Source organism: Vibrio sp. G-C-1, from assembly GCF_021728015.1.
In the GTDB taxonomy this organism is placed as follows: domain Bacteria; phylum Pseudomonadota; class Gammaproteobacteria; order Enterobacterales; family Vibrionaceae; genus Vibrio; species Vibrio splendidus.
Genome location: NZ_JAKKCR010000003.1, coordinates 139581 through 160399 on the forward strand (window position 1 = coordinate 139581; position 20819 = coordinate 160399).

Genomic DNA, 20819 nt, shown 5'->3' on the forward strand with positions numbered 1-20819 from the left:
ATCTATTTTTTGAACCAACCTCATAAATCATATGCAAGTAAATTCACCTTGTTAGTTGTAAGGAATATAACGGCGACCCTAAATATATAATTAACTAATGAGTGTCGTATGTCTCATCCCCGTTTATTCCCACGTCATCGTTTGGCGCTTGCTTGCATGATCGCCAGTGTTTCTAGTTTTTCTTTTGCCGATAATCAATGTGATGTTGCTGATCTTCAACAGGCATCTGATCTCGCTTCTTCAGTTTCAGCAGCAGACAACGCTTGTTATAGCGCTTGGTTCTCGGCAGATGAAAGTTCATTGAACAATATCTACAACGAAGCGAGCTTAAGCCGCATTCAATTTACGCTGAACCTAGAAATTTCCCGTTATCGAGGCGAACCTGAACAAGCTCGCAGGCTAGAAAACCTTGGTGAGTTTGTTCGTGCGGCTTATTACGTTCGCTATAACGCGCAAGCACAAGACTTCAGTGAAGCGTTGAGCCAGCGGTTTGCTCAGTCAACCATTGCCTTCCTTACCAATCCTAATGCGCTAGACCAAGGTCGTGAACAAGTTGGAGCAATGAAAAGCCTGACGCTAATGGTTGATAACGTAAAGCAACTGCCACTCACAATGGATGCACAACTTGCGGCACTGAGTCACTTCAATAGAGAGACCGCGCAAGACTCACAATGGGTCGACGGGCTAAACAATCTGTTTCGAGCAATGGCTGGTCACGCGGCTAGAGATAATTTTTACGATTATATGGCGAGTCATACTCAGCATATCGATACACTTGCAGCGTTCGCTCGTGATAACTCATGGGCACTGGATACTGATGCCGGCTTTCTTGTTTATAACGCAGTCCGTGAAACAGGTCGCTTGCTTGCAAGCCCAAACAAAGAAACTAAAGACAAAGCGTTGCGAGTTATGCAGCAAGTGATGGCACAAAACCCGCTTGGCAGTGAGCACGACAAACTTTGGTTAGCTGCGGTTGAGATGATGGGGTATTACGCTCCTGAAGGCTTAAACGGATTGGATCTTGAGCAAGCAAAACGTGATTTAGCGATGCGTGTTCTACCTAATCGTCATGAATGCCAAGGGCCTGCCATTATCCGATCTCAAGACTTGAGTGCGTCACAAGCCATTGAAGCGTGTGATGTGTTGGCGGCCAAAGAAGCACAGTTTCATCAAGTGGCGAATACGGGCCAACAACCTGTCGCCAACGATAACAACAACCGCGTTGAAGTGGCGGTATTTGGCAGTAAAGGCAGCTACACCGATTACTCTGCATTCTTGTTTGGAAACACCACCGATAACGGCGGTCAGTATTTAGAAGGAAACCCTGCTGAAGTGGGTAACGTGGCACGTTTCGTTGCTTACCGTTACGCCAATGGCGATGACCTTTCTATTCTCAATTTAGAGCATGAATATACTCACTATCTCGATGCGCGCTTTAACCAGTATGGTTCCTTTAGTGACAATTTGGCTCATGGTTATGTGGTGTGGTGGCTAGAAGGTTTTGCAGAGTTCATGCATTACCAGCAAGGCTACGATGCCGCGATTAATTTGATTGCTAGTGGAAAAATGAGTCTGTCGGATGTGTTTGCGACCACTTACTCCCACGATTCCAATCGTATCTACCGATGGGGTTACTTAGCGGTGCGCTTTATGATGGAAGAACACCCGCAAGAAGTGGAAAGCTTATTGGCATTGTCTCGTTCTGGTCAGTTTGCCGAATGGGCGCAGCAAGTGAAAGTCCTTGGGCAACAATACAATGGTGAGTTTGAGCGTTGGTTAGAATCTGTCTCAACCGAGCCTGAAATACCAAACCCGGATCCGAACCCAGGAGAGCCGACTGGTCCCACCGAGACGTTCACTGTGCTTGTCGCGAACCAAAGCGTGGTGTTGAGCGGAGAGGCGTATAGCGAGCAGTTGTTTTATGTTGATGTGCCAGAAAACACCAAGCATTTCGAGATTTCTATTGAAGGTCATGTTCTAGGACAAAGCCAAGGTGATGCTGACCTCTACGTGAGTTACAACAAACAGGCGCATTACTATGATTTTGAATTCAGCCAATATGGTAACGGCAGCAATGAGCATGTGGCGTTTGAACCAGAGGCATCAGGTTATATCAAACCGGGACGCTACTACATGAGTATTGCGGGGCGTACCGATTTCAATGATGTGGCACTGTTGGCTTCGCTAGAAACAGAAACGCCAACACCACCAACACAAGAACAAGATGATTTAACGCCTGTAGTATTGGAATCCGGTCAGGCTCAAGTATTGACTGTGCACCAACGACGTTATGCAGCAGTCTATGTACCACAGGGCGTTCAAGAGGTTCGAGTGTGGTTGAACGATAAGAATACTGAGCAACCAAATCGAGGCAACGTTGATCTGTTCGCCAGTCACTCATATTGGCCAACGGCAGGGCAACATGACTATGCGTCTGATTACCGTGGTAGCAATGAGTACCTACAAATCCCTGTAACAGAAGAAGGCTATGTGCATTTCTTACTTAGTGCTGAACAACAAGGAGATGATGTCGAGATGTTGGTGTACTTTCATTAAGACACTAACCTCAATGACTTTTTATCATCAATGATATTTAAGCCATTGAGATAAAAAGCTGAGCATGAGTGCTCGGCTTTGTTTTTCTGACAGTGTTCTGTGTTTAGGGGATCGTTACAGCATAATTTCTGATGAAGTGATGACATTCGAGGTTTAAGCTTGTCTGCATATGAAACATCATTGTGGGTAACGCCTCGTGAATGACAGAGGTAGAGAGAATTTATGAAGAAAGTACGATTAACATCATTACTTGGAGTAGCAACCTTGTTTAGTGTCGCTGTGTTAGCAGGATGCAGTCAGAAATCTGAGGTTCCAGTTCAATCACAAGAGAATACGAATCCGATTTGTAGCACTAAAAATCTGACGGGTGGTTGGTCGCAAAGTGATATCACACCACAAGCTAAGCAAGTGTTAGACGTCGTTCTTGGCCAAATGAACACCTCTGCTAAGCTCAAACAGATCTTGAGTGTTCGAACTCAGGTTGTCGCGGGTTTGAACTATGCTATCGAGTTTGAAATGGATAATGGTGAAGTGTGGAATACCGTTGTGTATCGCTCGCTACAAGGTGACATTGAAATGACGCAACCTGCACAGCAAGGTCGTCTGTGTCCATAGATCAACTGGTCCATAAATTAACTGGTCTATTGATTAACTAGCATGTAAATAACTTCGCACATAAAAAATGGCTCCTAATTAGGAGCCATTTTTATTCTACTTAGAGGCGTTTTTAAACGTTACTAGTTTGCCAATGCGGGTTCCGATAACTCTTGAACACAAGCTCGGCTGATGTCTTCATCAATGTAGGCCATCCCAAGTTTATTCAGATAGTCCATACGATCGGCTGAGCGAAGCTCGATGTCGGGGCCTGCGATGTTGTTCTCTTGATAGATCTCAGTCAAGTGAGTCATGAATTGCTCGCCAACACTCATCATCAACAGGCTCATTGCGCCTACATCCGGTCTGACTTTTGCTTGTTGTTTGTCAGATAGATTGACGGCTAACACGATAGGTTGCTCTTCACCCTCAAAACGAGTGCTGCGCTCGCGAATGGTTTGCTGAGCCCAGTAATACGCCAGTTCTTTACTCTGAGTTAAGAAGACGGGTTCAACGGATTCTGTGTAGTTATTGCCAATCGTTGCCATGGTTTTTGAAGCGGCCTCGTTGAGCGCTTTGTCTCCAGAGCGCTTAAGCCCTTGACCTTGAATAGACGCGAGTAAAGCTGAAGATGTGCCGTGATACCAAGTATCACCCGTTGCGAAACCATTTTCTGATAACAGTGTTTTTGCATCTTGTAGGTGTGTCGGAATTGAAGTCATAGGCACTCTCAAAAAATAAGAATCTCAACAAATAGGAATCTGAACAAATATGGATACAGTTAGCTTAAACAGAAGTTGTTCGGTTAACCGTGGTGTGGAACACAAATCTGAGGCTTTGAGATAAAGCTGGCAGTAGTAGCTTTATCTCAAAGCCTTCCCCCGGATCTTACCTAAGTAAGAGAGAAGGGCGGGGGAGGCTTTAGTCTTAGCGATTAATCAAAAGTGTTAGCGACTAATCAAAAGTGCTAGCGATTAATCAAATTGATTCGATGTATTCGCTTCACCTGCTGCTTTTAGTGCATTCTCACCAGCAAAGTACTCTTTGTGGTCATCACCCATGTCTGAACCAGACATGTTTTGGTGTTTAACACATGCAATGCCTTGGCGGATTTCTTTACGTTGAACATTCGCAACGTAACCCAACATGCCTTGGTCACCGAAGTACTCTTTCGCAAGGTTGTCAGTAGACAGCGCTGCAGTGTGGTATGTAGGTAGTGTAATCAAGTGGTGGAAAATACCCGCTTCACGTGATGCATCGGCTTGGAATGTGCGAATCTTCTCGTCAGCGCTTGCAGACAGTTCCGTTTCGTCGTATTCCGCACTCATTAGGCTTGCACGGTCGTATGCTGATACGTCTTTACCTGCTGCTGCCAGTGCATCGTATGCTTGCTGACGGAAGTTTAGCGTCCAGTTGAATGATGGAGAGTTGTTGTATACCAGTTTAGCGTTAGGGTGAACTTCACGTACGCCATCCATCATCTCTTTGATTTGACCAATGTGTGGTTTCTCAGTCTCAATCCAAAGAAGGTCAGCACCTGCGTTGATTGCTTCAATACAGTCGAATACACAGCGGTCTTCACCTGTACCTTCGCGGAATTGGTATAAGCCTGAAGGCAAACGCTTAGGACGAACTAGCTTGCCGTCACGGTTGAAGCAAACATCACCTTCAGCCATATCAGCAACATCGATCTCTTCAACATCTAGGTATGAGTTGTAGATATCACCTTGGTCGCCAGGTTCTTTCACCACTGCGATTTCTTTTGTTAGACCAGCACCTTGTGAATCGGTACGAGCAACAATAACGCCGTTGTCGATGCCTAGTTCAAGGAAAGCGTAACGAAGTGCGCGAAGTTTTGCGTGGAAGTCAGCATGAGGAACCGTTACTTTGCCGTCTTGGTGACCACATTGCTTCTCATCGGCTACTTGGTTTTCGATTTGTAGACAACATGCGCCCGCTTCAATCATCTGCTTAGCCATTAGGTAAGTCGCTTCTGCGTTACCGAAACCAGCATCGATATCAGCAATGATTGGCACTACGTGTGTTACGTGGTTGTCGATTTTGTCTTGGATTCGGTCTTGTAGATTCACATCGCCAGCTTCACGTGCCGCGTCTAGCTGACGGAACAAACCACCTAACTCACGAGCATCTGCTTGGCGTAGGAAGGTGTATAGCTCTTCTACTAGGCCTGCAACCGAGGTTTTCTCATGCATTGATTGATCTGGAAGAGGACCAAAATCAGAGCGAAGTGCCGCGACCATCCAACCTGAAAGGTATAGGTAACGACGGTCTGTCTTGCCATCAAAGTGCTTCTTAATCGAAATCAGCTTTTGTTGGCCGATGAAACCATGCCAGCAACCCAGAGACTGAGTGTATTGAGAGCTATCTTCGTCGTAAGCCGCCATGTCTGCACGCATAATATCTGCCGTGTATTGAGCAATATCCAGACCTGTTTTGAATTTGTTTTGAGCTCGCATACGGGCTGCAGATTCAGGGTTAATTGCATCCCATGGAGCACCAGCAGCGCTTTTTGCAACTTCAATCTTTTCGATATCTTGTGTAATTTGCGACATAACTATTCCTTAGTTTCACGTGGACATGTTGGCCAATTTGGCGAGGTCATTTGATTTGGATTAAATCTAACCATGGACAAAGAATAACCATGTATGTGATAATTTTGTTAATTTATAGTTATTATGTTCGGTATTTTTCTTATGAATATTGCTCGTGTAGACCTTAATTTACTTGTGTATTTAGACATGTTGCTACGTGAAAGAAACGTAACGCGTGCAGCAAATCAACTGGGTATTACTCAGCCAGCCATGAGTAATGGCCTACGCCGATTGCGTGATCTGTTTGAAGATCCGCTATTGGTGAGAACCAGTGAAGGGATGATACCGACCGAACGAGCACATAAGTTGCAACCACTGATTCGAAACATCTTGGTTAATGTAGAGAAGACACTGCAGCCGACCACGGAATTTAATGCAGAAGACAGTGAACGCGTGTTTCGTATCATGGCAAGTGACTATGCTGAGTCGACCATTATTCAACCCCTTCTGAAAAGGTTAAGCGAGATCGCGCCGAAAATACGACTGGATATCATGACGCCAAGTGACGTGAGTTATCAGGATGTAGAGCAAGGCACTGTTGATATTATCATCAACCGTTTTGACGATATTCCACAGTCGTTCCATCAGATGAGCCTTTGGCACGACGGGTTTTCTTGTCTATTTAGTTGTGACAACCCAATAGCCGACAACTTCGATATTTTGTCTTATCTAAAGGCGCAACATATCTGGGTAAGTAAGACCGGAATGGGAACCGGAGTTGGGATCAACCCAAGCGAAGCGCAAAAGCTCGGTTGGATAGATGAAGCATTAATGCGCATTGGTAAAACGCGCAATATCACGGTGTTTACTCGACACTACTTATCGGCGATTCTCTTCGCACAACAAAAGAATCTGATCCTGACCATTCCAACCAAAGCGGCTCAACTGCAGCGTAATAACCCTAGATTGTTGATCAAGCCTGCGCCATTTGCGATTGAACCCTTTGAGGTGAAGATGGCATGGAGTCCATTGTTGCAAACCAATCCTGACCATCAGTGGATGCGTCGCTTGATTAAAAGTGTCGCTAATGAAATCGAGAGTGGCGTTACGGAATAACACAGTTTGTAGGGTATTTTTTTTGTGAATATCCAGTATAACTGGCATAAATTAGCTAAATTTATGTCCGTTGCGTAAGTTTAATCTAGTAACGTAAATTTGAGCTAGTAACGTGAATTTAAGCCAGTTACGTAGATTTAATGAGTAGTCATCAGTTAGCTTGAGAGAGATTTTATGAGCAGTCGTATTCAACAGGGAAGCTTGAACATTGATAGCACCCTCTACCAATTAATTAATGAGCAGGTCATTCCTGGAACAGGCATTGTCGCTGAAGACTTTTGGCAATCATTTGCAACTATCCTTGAAGACTTGGCTCCCAAGAACCGCGCACTGCTTATCAAGCGTGAAGATCTTCAACATCAAATTGACGTTTGGCACCAAGAGCGTGCAGGACAAACGCTAGATGCGGCCGAGTACAAACAGTTCTTACGGCAGATTGGCTACCTAGTTCCTGAGGGTGATGACTTTCAAGTAACGACTGCCAGCGTTGAGCCTGAAATTGCAACACAAGCGGGTCCGCAGCTTGTTGTACCTATTATGAATGCACGTTTTGCACTTAACGCGGCCAACGCACGTTGGGGCAGTTTATACGATGCGCTCTACGGAACCGATGTCATCAGTGAAAGTGACGGCGCGGAAAAGGGCGGAAGCTTTAACCCGGTACGTGGTGCTAAAGTGGTGAGCTACGCTCGAGGTTTCCTTGATGACGCTGCACCGTTAAACGGTGTCTCTCATAAAGACGTCACCAAATACAGCATCAGCAACGTCAGCATTGGTAATACACTAACAGCGACCTTAGACAATGGCGAAGAAGTCACTCTGATTGATCGCAACCAGTTCATTGGTTATCAAGGTGATGCGAGTGCCCCTTCAAGCATTCTGCTTAAACACAATAATCTCCATATCGAAATTCAAATTGACCCGAGCGCGCCAATTGGCAGCGTTGATGTGGCTGGTATTAAAGATGTGCTGGTGGAATCGGCTCTCACCACCATTATGGATTGCGAAGACTCGGTAGCTGCGGTTGATGGTGAAGACAAAGCATTGGCTTACCGCAACTGGTTAGGCTTGATGAAAGGTGACCTACAAGAGTCGCTAGAGAAAAACGGCAAAACCATCGTTCGTAACCTTAATCCAGATCGCCAATACACCAGCGTGACGGGCGGCGAGATCTCGCTGAAAGGTCGCAGTATGTTGTTCATACGCAATGTGGGCCACCTAATGACCAACCCTGCCATTATTGATGCTCAAGGCAATGAAGTCCCTGAAGGCATTATGGATGGCATGGTCACCTCGTTAATCGCAATGCACGATTTAAAAGGGAACAGTGCTTACCAAAACTCGACCGCGAACAGTATCAATATTGTAAAACCTAAGATGCATGGTCCTGAAGAAGTCGCGTTCACCAATGAGCTGTTTGGCCGCATTGAAGATGCATTAGGGCTAGATCGATTCACGATCAAAGTCGGCATCATGGACGAAGAGCGTCGTACTTCGGTTAACCTTAAAGAATGTATTCGAGCGGCTAAAGATCGTGTTGTGTTCATCAATACAGGTTTCTTAGACCGAACGGGTGATGAGATTCACACCAGTATGGAAGCGGGACCATTCGCTCCTAAAACACAGCTGAAAACCATGACTTGGATTGGCGCATACGAAGATCAGAACGTTGATCTTGGCTTAGCTTGTGGCCTGCAAGGTAAAGCCCAGATTGGTAAAGGTATGTGGCCAGAGCCAGACAATATGGCGAAGATGATGGACGCGAAAATCGGACATCCTCAAGCGGGCGCAAATACTGCTTGGGTTCCTTCTCCAACTGCCGCGACTTTGCATGCCTTGCACTATCACAAGGTGAGTGTACCAAGCCGCCAGAAAGAGCTTCGTGAGCGAGTGAGAGCGAACGTTGATGATATTCTGACTATTCCGCTATTAGGTAATCAAAAGCTGACAGCTCAAGATATCCAAAACGAATTGGACAACAATACGCAAGGTATTCTTGGTTACGTAGTGCGTTGGATTGACCAAGGCGTCGGGTGTTCTAAGGTGCCAGATATTAACGATGTAGGTTTGATGGAAGACCGCGCTACGCTGCGTATTTCGAGCCAACACATTGCGAACTGGTTACGTCATGGGATTTGTAATGAAGCCCAAGTAATGAAAACCATGAAGCGCATGGCCGCAGTGGTGGATGAGCAAAACGCTGGCGACCCGAGCTACCGTAATATGGCACCTGACTTTGAAAACAGCATCGCATTTTCAGCAGCGTGTCAGTTGGTATTCGAAGGCTGTGCTCAGCCTAGTGGTTACACTGAGCCAGTACTGCATGCTATGCGTCTAAAACTGAAAGCGCAGGGATAGAGAAGCAACCCAATAACAAAAACAGAGAATGTAAAATACTAAAAAAAGAAACCCCCTTTAACCGAGCCCAAGGTGCCGCGCTTTTATAGCGCGGCTTTTTTTATGTTCAATGGCGTGCCTATTACTTTGCATTAATTTGGGTGTTTAGACGTCTAGACGTTGACAAGCCCTAAGTGTGACATTAGTCTGCTCACCTTCCTGTTCTATTGCGTTGATGTTCCATGTCCAATTCAAAAAATTCTAATGCGGTAATTGCCCCTTCGGCAGTTGCGCTTATCCCTCTGATCGTGTTCCTATCGTTGTTTATTGGCGTAGGTACGTACTTGTCGTTACAAGGCGTCGATTTTGCTTTCTATCAGCTCCCAGCTCCGATTGCGGCTTTGCCTGCGGTGATGCTAGCGTTGTTGCTAAGCAAAGATAAATTGAACCGTGCTATCGAACAGTTCTTAGGTGGAGTCGGTCACAAAGATATTATCGCAATGTGTATGATCTACCTATTGGCGGGTGCTTTTGCGGCTGTAGCTAAAGCGTCTGGCGGCGTTGATGCGACGGTAAACCTTGGTCTATCGGCGATTCCGACAAGTATGATTCTACCGGGTATCTTCCTAATTTCAGCTTTCATCGCGACAGCAATGGGTACGTCGATGGGTACTATCGCTGCGGTTGCCCCTGTTGCGCTAGGTATTGCTGACTCAGCTGGCATGAGCATTCCACTGACGGCTGGTGTTGTTTTAAGTGGCGCGATGTTTGGTGACAACCTTTCTATCATCTCTGATACCACGATTGCCGCGACACGCTCGCAAGGCTGTGAGATGAGAGACAAGTTTAAAGAGAACATCCGCATTGCACTGCCGGCTGCACTTATCGCAATTGTTATCTTTGCTTTCAACAGCACAGCGACTCAGGTACCTGAAACTGGTCCAATCGAGTGGCTGAAAGTGCTGCCGTACATCACCATCCTAATCCTTGCGGTATCGGGCATGAACGTGTTCGTTGTGTTGACGATTGGTATCTTACTGGCGGGTGGCGTGAGCCTAGGTTCTGTTGAGAACTACGGTATGACTGATTACGCTCAAGACATCTACGCAGGCTTCGGCAACATGCAGGAGATTTTCTTATTGTCGATGCTGATTGGCGGTTTGAGTGAGCTCATGCGTCGTCAAGGTGGATTGGCATTCCTGACTAACTTAGTAAGTGGTGTAATTCGTGCATTTGGCTCTTCACACTCTAAGCAAGCGAATGGTCGTGCGAGTGAGCTAGGTATTGCTGGCTTGGTGTCTATGGTGAACCTATGTACGGCAAACAACACGGTAGCGATTATTGTGTCTGGTAGTGTGGCTCGCCAATTGGCGGAAGAGAACAATGTGTCTCCACGTCGTTCTGCAAGCTTGTTGGATATCTTCTCTTGTGTGATTCAAGGCGTATTGCCTTACGGTGCGCAGGTATTGCTATTAGGTTCGGTATTTAACCTATCGCCTTTGGATATTGTAGCCAACTCGTACTACTGTTTTGCTCTTGCAATCGTGGCTGTAGTCGCTGTGTTTATCAAACACCCAGCGCGTCAAGTGGCTCAAGCTTAGTAGCAATTGTCCAAGTTGAGTGATCTCAGACTCTAATAAGAAGGCTCCGAAAGGGGCCTTTTTTGCGCCTGAAAGAATTGTTTGGAAGCTAATTCTGATTTGAATATAGACAAAACCGCCCATGTAGACGGTTTTGATTCTGACTAAAGTTGGCTTTCAAGTTCGCTGGCTGTCGCGACATTGCAGTAGCCAAAGCTCAGTGCTGCCATGAATGCGGCATGGACATGCGCAGCTGGAACCTTAATACCGTTGAATTCCATGTCTAAGGTAGTGCAAGCATCATGCGCTACGTGGCATTCATAGCCTAAATCGGTAGCCGCTCGAGTCACAGCATCGATACACATGTGGCTCATTGCGCCAACGATGATCAGTTTCTCAATGCCTTGATCTTTTAGCACTTTGTTCAGTTCGGTGTCCCTAAAGCTATTGATTTGATGCTTTACGATAACAGGTTCGCCTTCTAGCGGAGTCACGCTGCTGTGGATTTGAGCACCGTCTGATTCTGGCAAGAAGAACGGAGCATCATTCGTCGGAAACTCATGACGTACATGAACCACAGGAAGTTGCTTGTCTCTGAAAGCGGATAATAACTGTGCACCTTTTTCGGCTGCTTTCTCTGTTTCAGACAGCGACCATTTTGCACCTTCGTATGAAGGGAAATAGTCATTTTGAAAGTCGATAAGTAGTAGTGCAGTGTTCTTCATATTCTATACCTTTGTATTTAGTGTATTTAGTGTATTTAGTGTATTTAGTGTATTTAGTGTGTTGCGGTGTAGGGGTATTATGAATACTCTGTAGTTTTTATCGCACGTCAAAAATGACAGACTCTATGGCAATAGTGACAAAATCAGTTGTGGTCGAAATCATCGACTACCCAGGCTCTCTGCAAAGTGCAGTGTTTGGCGTGAAAGAGTTTCTGCAGATGGCAAATTCTCTTGAACCTTCGGCTGAGAAGACTCAATTCAACGTTCAGATCCAAGCACATGACAGTGTTAGCGTGTCGAACGCCGATATCATTATACTCCCACCGAATTTAGATGGTTGTTACTATCTAGAGCCGAGTGACACCTTTCTTGAGTACCTGATTGAGTCTCACCAAAGGGGGGCGATACTTTGCTCAGCTTGTGCAGGCGTGTTCATTTTGGCAAAAACAGGTTTGTTAGAAGGGCGAACCGTGACCACGCACTGGCAAGCGCAGCAGAAGTTTACGGAGCTTTACCCACAGATCGCAGTCGATATCGACAAAATCTTGATTGATGATGCGGATGTGATGACCGCTGGTGGTTTGATGTCGTGGATGGATCTCGCTTTGTTTATCCTGACCAAATACACAACGCCGACCAACACTCGTAATCTAGGTAAATATTTGGTGCTTGATACGGGGTTGAGAGAGCAACGTTACTATCAGAGTTTTGTGCCGAACTTTGCTCACGGCAATGACAAGATTGTATCGGTGCAGCGTTTTATTCAGAAGCATCATCATCTCCCTTTGTCGCTTGATCAATTGGCAGAAGAAGCCTTCATGACACGAAGAACCTTTATTCGTCAATTTACCAAGGCGACCAGTTTTACGCCTATCAATTATATCCAACATGTGCGTGTTCAAAGTGCATGTGAGTTATTGGAAAGCTCCCATAAGCCGGTTGAGCAGATTAGCTACCTAGTTGGTTATGAGGACGTGAACAGCTTCCGTAAGGTCTTTATGAAAATCATCGGGTTAACACCATCAAGATTTCGTTCTAGATTTCTTTCTGAGGAATGATTTACCATAGATTGATATTCAATACTTATCACTCGCACTGATTCAATGGTTCACTTACTGAATATGTGACGTGATATTGAAATGATCTTTTCTCGAACATAAATGGAATTTTGATGCTCGCTATTCCCTTGCCATTTGTTGCTGCTCTGTTGTTATTTATCACGGCCGTTTTTCTTCGATATCGTTATCCACAAACAAGTCAAAAACCATTTTGGTTTGTCATGTTGTGTGCATTTATGATTACTGTCGTTGGGCTACGTTGGACGTTTGATATTGCACTGTTCCGTTTCTTACAACCGGTTCTAGGGGCAAGTGTACCGGTGGCTGCGTGGCTCTGCTTTGCGGGAGCTCATCGAAGTAAACCTTTGTCTCTTTTGCATTGCTTAGGCCCAGTCGTTGTTCTGGTTGGCTCCTTTTCTTATTCGTATATTTGGGATGGAACGATTGATCTATTGTTGATCTCGCTATATCTCAGCTATGGCTGCTTGTTGTTGAAATCATCGTTTAACTTCCCAGAGCACGTCAGGCTGAGTGATGTATCGAATGTTTTGTATGCTGAGCGTACGGCAGGTATCGCCTTACTGTTTTCGGCTCTCGTGGATAGCATTATGTCGTATGATATTTTGCTGCTTAACGCACAACACACCGACTTAATTCTGTCTATTGGTTACCTAGTTCTTATTCCCGCAATTGTTGGGGCTGTAGTCGTTGTGAGTACTAGCACGGCACCAATTCAGGAACAAAACCAACAGCAGAGTGAACTGACAACGTCAAACCATTATCCTGAAGCAATTGATGTATCTGCGGCATCGTCGACAAGCTTAAAAGTGGATGAAGAAGTCACGCAGATCGTCGCTAAGTTTGATGCGTTAATGAAGGATTATCAGGTGTTCAAAGATCCAGATTTGTCCCTGAATCGAGTGGCGAGAAAGCTAGGTATCCCAGCTCGAAAAATATCGTCTGCGGTTAATCAAACTCACCACCAGAACATTTCAAAGGTGATTAACGCCTATCGAATTGAGCACGCTAAGACTCTCCTGATGCAAAGTGATGAAGCGATAACTGACATCTTCCTTAGTTCAGGCTTTCAGACCAAGTCCAATTTCAATCGCGAGTTTTCAAGGATAACTGGGCAAACTCCGAGTGAGTATCGAAGTTCGCCGCAAGTGTTAGATTGAGTGTGTTTACTTTTCAGTTTATCAATTCAGAAAGCTAATGATGTCGTTTAAGATCAATTGATGTAGCTGGTCGCGTGATGTACCAACGCCATCTTTACAAATAATGCCATCGCCTGGCACTTCTTCTTCAAGCATCGGTACTGCCCCAGGTTTGCAGCTTTGAATGAAGCTGAAATGGGTAGCGCTTTCATAGACCTTATAACGTCTTAAATTAAGAGGCATGTGCTCAGCAATGTAGCCAGACTCTAATGCTTGAGGTAGGTCCCCAATATCAATCCCAGCCGCCAATATTAAGGTTGGCACTGTAATGTCATTTAAGTTGCCGACTGAGAAACTGCGAGCAAGCCCCAGATCAAGGCTAACTACACGTTGAATTCGAGGGTCTGAAAGGTTTTTATTGCTTGGTTCTGAGGGTTGGGCTTGTGATAGCCCTAATTCATCAGACAGCCCACAGGTACGCGGGTTAGGGTATATAAGACACTCGGCTTCAAAGGTCGCTCTATCTATTTTCGCTCCTGCCAATTGCATCACTGTCCAGCCTCCTAACGAGTGTCCGATTGCAGCGATATTGTTGGCGTTAACAGTTTGCTTCCATTGAACTTCGCTTAACAGGTAATCGATGGTTCGAGTGATATCTCGCGGCCTTTCCCACCACTTGGCGGCTTGCTCTGGAGATTGGTCGAAAGAGGTGGTTCCCGGATGGTCAGTGGCCGCTACGATGTAGCCACGACTCGCAAGTTCGGTCGCCAACCAGTTTTGGTTTCGCCAGTTTCCTCGGTAGCCGTGTGATAGAAGTACTACTGGAAAAGTGCCTGATTGAATCTCAGCATCTTTGATGACTTGCGTACCGACGAAGGCTGGGTTATCGCCAATCAAGGTTGTGTCTGATACATCTTGTGTGGGATACCAAATGGCAGTGTTTAGCGGGCGATTAGGATTGTCAGTTAAGGTGACTTGAGTGAATCCGACACCGGAAGCGATGGATGGAGCACAAAGGAAAAGTAGGGATGTGAACAGTAAATGTATCCATTTCATGGTTTAACTCCAATTGAGGTGATTGGAGCCAATATGCGCTAAAGCCAGTGAGGGCGAGACCTCAAACACGATCGAGGACGCCCTAAATCGTGTTTGAGTACAAATTTAGCTATTTTGGAGGGGCTTAATTCAACTTATTAGTCACGAACTCTTTGTTTCTGACCATTAGCCACATCAGGCCGCCTAGCGTACCGACGGATAATTGAATAAAGCCTAGGTTTTCAATCAGTGACTCTGGGCGTATTGAAACCAACACCATGCCAAGCGAGCCACAAATCATGCTGAAGAACTGTATCAGTGCGACGGCAGAGCCCGTGTCATGATCTTGTTGGTTCAACATCAAGTTGGTGCCCGGTACTCGCATGATGATCGCCATCAGTGTCGCTGGTGCTGCGATGAACATGAAGAACCAAGGGGACAGGTCGCCAATAGTTAGGGTGAAGATTCCCGCAAGCGCTAATAAAGCAAAACATCCTGAGATGACCTTTTGAACCGGCATTCGGTAGGACAACTTCATGTAAATTGTTGGACCAAATGAGGCGCACAATGCATTGAATGCGAACGCGTAACTAAACTGTTGTTCGGTCAATCCAAAGTGATCGATGTAGATATAAGAACCCGCCGCAAGAAAGCCCATCAACGCCATCGGTATGATAGAGAAAATGACCAGCAGCTTGACGAACGAGCGGTTTTTCATGACCACGCCCATTCTTCCCCATGAGCGGAATATAGAACCTTGGTATTTGTTTTCGAGTGTTTCTCGGTAGCAGCAAGCTAATACTGACGCAAATGCACCAAAAATGGCGAGGGTGACAAACATCATTCGCCAAGACGCAATTTTCAGTAGAAAGGCACCAAATACAGGCGCAACCATTGGTGCGATGATCACCAGTGACATGATAGTCGCCATGATCTTTTCACGTTCTCGGCCGTCGTAAAGATCTTTGACAATGGCGGTAGCGATAACGGTGATAGCACTGCCAGCAAAGGCTTGGAATACACGAGCGCCAATTAACTGTTCGATGCTATTGGTCATCGCACACAATATGCTCGCGACCATATAACCCGCTAATCCAATTAATAGGATCGGCTTACGACCAAATTTTTCGCTGAGCGGCCCCCAGAACAAAAGACCGATGGCGTAAGTAACGAAGTAGCTGCTCAGGGTTAGGTTGACCATGGATCGGTCAGTATTAAACACCTCGACCATCTGCGGAAGCGCAGGTAAGTAAAGGTCGATGGTCAATGGAGGGAAAGCACTTATTATGACGAGAAAAAATAGCATACCGGTCTTTCCCAGTACTGGTTGTGGTCTCTTCAAGGTGGCTCTCCGTTGTCCAAGATAGGTTTCTAATTGATGTGATATTGATATACAGAAGACTAAGGCACGTCAGACAAGAAGGATAGAGTCGTTCAAGAATATGGTGAAAGTATCGATGAACTTATCTCTATGAGTTCGAACCTATCAAGTCGGTCTGCGTACTGAATTGTATTACAAAACATTATTACTTTTATAGCTAACGAGTTCAATCAGTTAGTAGCAGGGTAGCTTGTAATCGCCAACGACACATTGTAGTGGTTATCGGCTTGGCTTGTTATCTTTTCTTTGGGCGCTTTTCGACTAAACCGTTACGCTCTAAACCGCGTCTAACGCTACTGCATAGCTTACCAAAACGGCGCAGTTCTTCGAAGTTGGGGCCTTGGCCAATTGAAATACTGTGCTCCCAGTACATCAACTCACTGTCGACCATTTCTAGTAGCTTTTTAGAGCAACCCGAACAGTTTCCTTTTGGCCCACAGATAAACGTCTCTGATTCGTAAAGTGGGAGTTCGTTTTTAACTTCTTCAATTAGGCTCAGCATTGCTGAATTTAGGTCTGGCTTTTTGTCTGTGAGTGGTTTCAAGCTTAGTGCTTGCGAAGTAATCACGGAAGACGTAGTTGTGTTGGGTTGTATATTCAAAGCAGCTGATGACATATCAAAGGCCTCAAGGAGAGAAGAAGGTGGGCATGCTACTCTTCACAACAAAGTGAATCTTGATGTAGTGCAATAAGCGTGGAGATATACCCAAAAGAGGTAGGAGCCACAAGCGGTGTGACTCCTTTTTTAAAGCTCTGTGCTAATGAGAGATTTTAGAATTCAGCGTCGAACTGGAACTCCATCCACTCTTTGGTGACTGGGTGGTGCAGTGCAAGTCTTTCTGCGTGTAGGTGCAGTCGGTCGGCTTTATTTCCATATAGGCCATCACCCACGATAGGCATGTTAAGCCCTTCTTGGTGTGAACAGTGAACACGTAACTGGTGTGTACGGCCTGTTTTAGGGTGCAGGTAAACCTTAGTGGTTTGCTCATTTCGCTCAATCACTTCCCATTTGGTTTCTGCAGGCTTGCCGTGTTCGAAGCAAACAATCTGACGAGGGCGGTCATACAAGTCGCCACGCAATGGCAGTCGAATATAGCCTTCATCATGGTCTAGCACACCTTCAATCATTGCGACATATCGCTTCTCAACTTCACGAGTAATGAACTGCTTCTGTAAGCTTTTGTTCGCACGTCGTGTTAAAGCAAATATCAGAATGCCAGAGGTCGCCATATCCAAACGGTGGATAACAAATGGCCCTTCAACATCTTGGTGCATTTCTTGAACACGAGTGTAAGCCGAATCTTTGATGGTTTTACCCGGTACGGATAGAAAACCTGCTGGTTTGTGTACCACAACGATGTGATCGTCTTGGAACAGGATATCGAGGTCTTTGCCTTCTGCTGGGTTCTCTAGCAATGGGTTGGGATCGACTTCAAGGCCTTTCATCATATGACCTAAAATCGGCACACATTTACTCTGACAAGAAGCGTAGTATTTCTTGTGCTTACGGATCTCCGACTTTGGAGAGCGACCCCACCAAAATTCAGCTAATGCCAGTGGCGTGTAACCGTTCAAGTACGCGTATTGCAGCAATTTAGGCGCAGCGCATTCGCCAGAACCCGCTGGTGGTATCTTGTTTGGCGTGTTTTCAAAGATCTGGTTAAGGTCTTCAACGTTTCCTTCCGCGTTTTGGAAAGCGTATTGTGAAAACAACTTGTGTTGAAGTTGATGAGAAAGGTGTGCTCTTTGCTCTTTTAATTCAGCCAGTTGAGTCGTGAAAATATCAACTTTAGCCTGCAACACTTGCAGGGTCTGTTCCCAGTTGAGCTTTAGGTACTTCTGCTGGTTCTTGTCAGCAACACTGGCCTTGTTAAGCTCGTTATTTAGCTGTTCGAAGGCTTGCTCATCAAGGTTTTCTTTGCCTTGTTCACGTTGTTCTTTACGTGTTTTTCGGCCTTCTATAATTAATAAACGTTGCGCTTCAATCTCTTGTTCAGCTTGTGCTTTTTGTTGTGCCAGTTGCTCGCACAGTTCAAGGTAATCAGCGTTTGCTTGCAGCGCTTTAAATTTCGCATTCACAGCCATCATGTCGGCTGTGTCTTGATGGAAAAAGCTGTCGCTGCTCAACATGTCGAATACGGGTGGCACAAAATGGGGCAGTAGGTTTTGGTCTGCGATTTTTCCAGAGAAAGCAGAGAAGTAACCCAATTCACCTTCAGGGCTTTTCACCAATAACACACCAAACATTTTTCCGCGACCAGCGTCAGAATCTAGCCCGAAGTCATGCTGCCAGTCGGTTTGAGTTTCTAGATATTGTTGAAGCTGATGAGAAGCGATTTCACACAGTGCGTGTGGTTCATAATAGAACGGGAAGGTGAAACGCTCAGGCAACGAATATGACTCGATCGGCTGTAGAAAGCGAGTGAAGCAATGCTCAGGTGTGTGGCTGTTTTCTGAGTCGTGCGTTGGTTTGGATGAGTGCATATTGTCGTCTTACTACTTATATCGTGGTGATAAATGGTTGTGAGTCTACTGTGTATGTTTAAAGGCTTTAAACACAGTACGAGGCGGCGATTCTACTCTTTATCGAAATACGCCTCAAATAAGAAATGGTTCTATTACAGGATAGCTAAGCGAGATGGTTAACACTGAACCCATGAGTTATGGCTTGAACTTCATGAATTGATGAGTGACTTCTCGTTTCTAATCAGAGAAGGTAACTTAACAAGTGAAGGGTGGTAGCCTTGCCGCCCTCTTATTCAACCTAAGGTAACGTGATGATTCCACTCAATACTTCGATTGTATCCGGTGTCGCTATTTCAGAGATCGACGGACAAATGAAAATGCTACTAATGAAGCGTGTGAAGGGCGAGTTTTGGTGCCATGTCGCGGGCTCGATTGAAGCGGGTGAAACAGGCTGGCAGGCTATCGTGCGCGAGTTTGAAGAAGAGACGCAAATTAAAGTGGAAGCTTTGTATAACGCGCAGTTTCTGGAGCAGTTTTACGAGGCGCACGTGAATGTGATTCAGCTAATCCCTGTCTTTGCAGTACTATGCCCGCCCAACCAAGCGATTGAACTGAATGACGAGCATACGGAGTACTGCTGGTGCAATTTAGAAGAGGCAAAAGCGTTAGCGCCATTCCCTAATCAACATGCGGTCTACGATCATATCTGGTCGTATTTTGTCGATAAGCCAGTCAATCCGCTTTACCGAGTCAAATTGAGCTAGCGTTGGCTGTTTAAGAGCTAAGATTTACCAAGATATGGGGTTAGAAAAGCACTCACTTGCGCTTGGCATAACCCCACATCCACCTTCACGCCGTGCGATTCAAGGATCGCAACACCACGGCCATTATTGCGAGGGTCAGGGTCTAGCATCGCCACCACTACGTGTTTTACACCGGCTTTAACCAATGTATTAGCGCAAGCGGGTGTTCTGCCAACAAATGAACATGGCTCTAAAGTTACGTAAGCGGTAACCCCTTCCATTTCTCCGTCCAATCCGCCGTCATAGCTATTGAGTGCTTCAACCTCGGCGTGGTTTCCGCCGACTTTTTGCGTGTACCCAACAGACACCACCTTATCGTTCTTTACCAAAACGCAGCCTACTGGCGGGTTTGGTTGGCAATCGGGTAGGGCTTGGCGCGAAGCTTCAAGAGCTTGCTGCATGTATTGTTGGTTCATGGTCGTTACTCAGTATGACGAGAGAGCGCACCAGTTAGTGGTCGCGCGCGGTTGATGAGTTGATTAGTTACTAAGCTAATAAATTAATAAGCTAACAAGTGGGGGCATGTTCGATCTGATTGGGCTTTTAGTCAATGGTTTTAGCTTTGAATTCGAAAGCTAGTTAACTGTGACTAATCGTTAACTTGGACCACTGGGTCAGCCAGTTTTTGGATTGTACTCTTTGATCAAAGATATCTCGGTTACGCTTTGGGTTGGGCGTGATTTGCAAATCAAACAAACTCTCTAAACCAAAAGACGAAATACACTCGATGTCTCCATTGAGGCTTTGCTTTACGGCCACTGCGGTCTCTTTCTCTGGCCAGTAACTCATCGCATCCAATGAGCTTTGGTAAGACTCATCCCCATTTCTGGTGTGCATGTTGGCTTGATTGCGAACTTGCCAATTCAATTCAGGTAACCGTTGTTTAAGCTGAGCCTCGTATCGAAGATCCGATTCGTAAGAGGTATCAATGGGATCAAAGTAGATCACATCAATATCATTGAGTGGAGTCGGGGAGGCATAACCATGCAGGTGATCCCAAACGAGGTTTCTCACAAAGCCCGCAGCGACATAACACTGCGGTAAATCCAACTGAGCGACACAGTCTAAAACCTGCATTCGTAAGGGATCTTGTTTGATCAACGTGATGATACTGTTGGCTAGCGGATGTATCATTATGATGTCGGAACATCGGTGACTTGGTAATGACGTGTCACGTTCTTGGAGGTTTCACCCCATTCAGACGCTTTTACTCGCTGTTGGTGCGCTTCGAATGCTTCTCGGCTAGTGAATTCTTCATACACTTCAAAGCGAGTAGGTTGAAGCGTGCTTTGACTGACTCGAAACACGATACAACCAGGTTCTTCCAGTGTCAGTTCTTTGTGTACAACCAAGGCTTGTGTGACGGCTTTTAGGTCGTTGTCTGGCACGAGAATATGCCCTTGCAGAATTACTTTACTCATAATTACGTCCATTTAATTTTGTCCACTACGGCTTTTTT

Annotated in this window: 18 protein-coding genes; 8 read left to right on the plus strand and 10 right to left on the minus strand. The window is 45.6% G+C overall.

Annotated features, from left to right (window positions below; all coding sequences use genetic code 11):
- Positions 1–108 precede the first annotated feature (108 nt).
- Positions 109–2556, plus strand: a complete 2448-nt coding sequence (locus tag L3V36_RS06010) for a M9 family metallopeptidase (RefSeq protein WP_102446857.1) — start codon at positions 109–111, stop codon at positions 2554–2556.
- 222 nt (positions 2557–2778) lie between these two features.
- On the plus strand, positions 2779–3171 hold the full coding sequence (locus tag L3V36_RS06015; protein WP_102446856.1) for a cystatin domain-containing protein: 393 nt from the start codon (positions 2779–2781) through the stop codon (positions 3169–3171).
- A gap of 122 nt (positions 3172–3293) precedes the next feature.
- On the opposite strand, the gene L3V36_RS06020 is transcribed toward L3V36_RS06015, so the two are convergent.
- Together L3V36_RS06020 and L3V36_RS06025 are read right to left on the minus strand one after the other, a co-directional pair.
- Positions 3294–3872: a hypothetical protein gene (locus L3V36_RS06020; protein ID WP_102442136.1), complete on the minus strand. Its 579-nt coding sequence runs from the start codon at positions 3870–3872 to the stop codon at positions 3294–3296.
- 252 nt (positions 3873–4124) lie between these two features.
- Entirely contained in the window at positions 4125–5723 is a 1599-nt protein-coding gene (locus L3V36_RS06025) for an isocitrate lyase (protein ID WP_061022113.1), read from the minus strand.
- 141 nt (positions 5724–5864) lie between these two features.
- Here L3V36_RS06025 and L3V36_RS06030 point away from each other — a divergent pair, with 141 nt between their 5' ends.
- The 3 genes from L3V36_RS06030 to L3V36_RS06040 all read left to right on the plus strand — a co-directional run bounded on the left by L3V36_RS06030 (position 5865) and on the right by L3V36_RS06040 (position 10756).
- On the plus strand, positions 5865–6818 hold the full coding sequence (locus tag L3V36_RS06030) for a LysR family transcriptional regulator (RefSeq protein WP_017077357.1): 954 nt from the start codon (positions 5865–5867) through the stop codon (positions 6816–6818).
- A gap of 174 nt (positions 6819–6992) precedes the next feature.
- Positions 6993–9176: a malate synthase G gene (locus L3V36_RS06035; RefSeq protein WP_208774652.1), complete on the plus strand. Its 2184-nt coding sequence runs from the start codon at positions 6993–6995 to the stop codon at positions 9174–9176.
- A gap of 221 nt (positions 9177–9397) precedes the next feature.
- Entirely contained in the window at positions 9398–10756 is a 1359-nt protein-coding gene (locus tag L3V36_RS06040) for a Na+/H+ antiporter NhaC family protein (protein ID WP_017094718.1), read from the plus strand.
- Between the two features lie 143 nt (positions 10757–10899).
- On the opposite strand, the gene L3V36_RS06045 is transcribed toward L3V36_RS06040, so the two are convergent.
- A complete protein-coding gene (locus tag L3V36_RS06045) occupies positions 10900–11460 on the minus strand; it encodes a cysteine hydrolase family protein (RefSeq protein WP_102450148.1) in 561 nt (186 codons plus the stop codon).
- Between the two features lie 125 nt (positions 11461–11585).
- Here L3V36_RS06045 and L3V36_RS06050 point away from each other — a divergent pair, with 125 nt between their 5' ends.
- Positions 11586–12518 (plus strand): helix-turn-helix domain-containing protein, encoded by a 933-nt coding sequence (locus L3V36_RS06050; RefSeq protein WP_061023154.1) that lies wholly within the window; start codon positions 11586–11588, stop codon positions 12516–12518.
- A 110-nt stretch (positions 12519–12628) separates the two neighbouring features.
- The gene (locus L3V36_RS06055) at positions 12629–13696 is read left to right on the plus strand and encodes an AraC family transcriptional regulator (protein WP_102504206.1); all 1068 of its coding nucleotides are present in this window, start codon (positions 12629–12631) and stop codon (positions 13694–13696) included.
- Between the two features lie 21 nt (positions 13697–13717).
- Here L3V36_RS06055 and L3V36_RS06060 read toward each other — a convergent pair whose 3' ends face one another.
- The 4 genes from L3V36_RS06060 to L3V36_RS06075 form a co-directional block, all read right to left on the minus strand.
- Positions 13718–14731 carry an alpha/beta fold hydrolase gene (locus L3V36_RS06060; RefSeq protein ID WP_017088691.1) on the minus strand — a complete coding sequence of 338 codons (1014 nt, stop codon included), beginning with the start codon at positions 14729–14731 and terminating at the stop codon, positions 13718–13720.
- A gap of 124 nt (positions 14732–14855) precedes the next feature.
- A complete protein-coding gene (locus L3V36_RS06065) occupies positions 14856–16016 on the minus strand; it encodes a multidrug effflux MFS transporter (RefSeq protein ID WP_065682284.1) in 1161 nt (386 codons plus the stop codon).
- Between the two features lie 310 nt (positions 16017–16326).
- On the minus strand, positions 16327–16707 hold the full coding sequence (locus L3V36_RS06070; protein WP_017088689.1) for a hypothetical protein: 381 nt from the start codon (positions 16705–16707) through the stop codon (positions 16327–16329).
- Between the two features lie 155 nt (positions 16708–16862).
- Entirely contained in the window at positions 16863–18575 is a 1713-nt protein-coding gene (locus L3V36_RS06075) for an RluA family pseudouridine synthase (RefSeq protein WP_208774654.1), read from the minus strand.
- 293 nt (positions 18576–18868) lie between these two features.
- On the opposite strand from L3V36_RS06075, the gene L3V36_RS06080 reads away from it, so the two are divergent.
- Positions 18869–19321 carry an NUDIX domain-containing protein gene (locus tag L3V36_RS06080; protein WP_102446848.1) on the plus strand — a complete coding sequence of 151 codons (453 nt, stop codon included), beginning with the start codon at positions 18869–18871 and terminating at the stop codon, positions 19319–19321.
- A gap of 17 nt (positions 19322–19338) precedes the next feature.
- Here the strand turns inward: L3V36_RS06080 and L3V36_RS06085 are convergent, their stop codons facing one another.
- The 3 genes from L3V36_RS06085 to L3V36_RS06095 all read right to left on the minus strand — a co-directional run bounded on the left by L3V36_RS06085 (position 19339) and on the right by L3V36_RS06095 (position 20781).
- On the minus strand, positions 19339–19776 hold the full coding sequence (locus tag L3V36_RS06085; protein WP_102446847.1) for a bifunctional diaminohydroxyphosphoribosylaminopyrimidine deaminase/5-amino-6-(5-phosphoribosylamino)uracil reductase RibD: 438 nt from the start codon (positions 19774–19776) through the stop codon (positions 19339–19341).
- 163 nt (positions 19777–19939) lie between these two features.
- A complete protein-coding gene (locus L3V36_RS06090) occupies positions 19940–20494 on the minus strand; it encodes a nucleotidyltransferase family protein (protein WP_102446846.1) in 555 nt (184 codons plus the stop codon).
- On the minus strand, positions 20494–20781 hold the full coding sequence (locus tag L3V36_RS06095; protein WP_102446845.1) for an antibiotic biosynthesis monooxygenase: 288 nt from the start codon (positions 20779–20781) through the stop codon (positions 20494–20496). Before L3V36_RS06095 ends, L3V36_RS06090 begins: the two co-directional genes overlap by 1 nt.
- Positions 20782–20819 lie beyond the last annotated feature (38 nt).

What these genes read in the sequence shown, in the direction of transcription:
- L3V36_RS06010 (WP_102446857.1), top strand. Translation starts at nt 109, where the DNA reads ATGTCTCATCCCCGTTTATTCCCACGTCATCGTTTGGCGCTTGCTTGC.
- L3V36_RS06015 (WP_102446856.1), top strand. Translation starts at nt 2,779, where the DNA reads ATGAAGAAAGTACGATTAACATCATTACTTGGAGTAGCAACCTTGTTT.
- L3V36_RS06020 (WP_102442136.1), bottom strand. Translation starts at nt 3,872, where the DNA reads ATGACTTCAATTCCGACACACCTACAAGATGCAAAAACACTGTTATCA.
- L3V36_RS06025 (WP_061022113.1), bottom strand. Translation starts at nt 5,723, where the DNA reads ATGTCGCAAATTACACAAGATATCGAAAAGATTGAAGTTGCAAAAAGC.
- L3V36_RS06030 (WP_017077357.1), top strand. Translation starts at nt 5,865, where the DNA reads ATGAATATTGCTCGTGTAGACCTTAATTTACTTGTGTATTTAGACATG.
- L3V36_RS06035 (WP_208774652.1), top strand. Translation starts at nt 6,993, where the DNA reads ATGAGCAGTCGTATTCAACAGGGAAGCTTGAACATTGATAGCACCCTC.
- L3V36_RS06040 (WP_017094718.1), top strand. Translation starts at nt 9,398, where the DNA reads ATGTCCAATTCAAAAAATTCTAATGCGGTAATTGCCCCTTCGGCAGTT.
- L3V36_RS06045 (WP_102450148.1), bottom strand. Translation starts at nt 11,460, where the DNA reads ATGAAGAACACTGCACTACTACTTATCGACTTTCAAAATGACTATTTC.
- L3V36_RS06050 (WP_061023154.1), top strand. Translation starts at nt 11,586, where the DNA reads ATGGCAATAGTGACAAAATCAGTTGTGGTCGAAATCATCGACTACCCA.
- L3V36_RS06060 (WP_017088691.1), bottom strand. Translation starts at nt 14,731, where the DNA reads ATGAAATGGATACATTTACTGTTCACATCCCTACTTTTCCTTTGTGCT.
- L3V36_RS06065 (WP_065682284.1), bottom strand. Translation starts at nt 16,016, where the DNA reads ATGCTATTTTTTCTCGTCATAATAAGTGCTTTCCCTCCATTGACCATC.
- L3V36_RS06070 (WP_017088689.1), bottom strand. Translation starts at nt 16,707, where the DNA reads ATGTCATCAGCTGCTTTGAATATACAACCCAACACAACTACGTCTTCC.
- L3V36_RS06075 (WP_208774654.1), bottom strand. Translation starts at nt 18,575, where the DNA reads ATGCACTCATCCAAACCAACGCACGACTCAGAAAACAGCCACACACCT.
- L3V36_RS06080 (WP_102446848.1), top strand. Translation starts at nt 18,869, where the DNA reads ATGATTCCACTCAATACTTCGATTGTATCCGGTGTCGCTATTTCAGAG.
- L3V36_RS06085 (WP_102446847.1), bottom strand. Translation starts at nt 19,776, where the DNA reads ATGAACCAACAATACATGCAGCAAGCTCTTGAAGCTTCGCGCCAAGCC.
- L3V36_RS06090 (WP_102446846.1), bottom strand. Translation starts at nt 20,494, where the DNA reads ATGATACATCCGCTAGCCAACAGTATCATCACGTTGATCAAACAAGAT.
- L3V36_RS06095 (WP_102446845.1), bottom strand. Translation starts at nt 20,781, where the DNA reads ATGAGTAAAGTAATTCTGCAAGGGCATATTCTCGTGCCAGACAACGAC.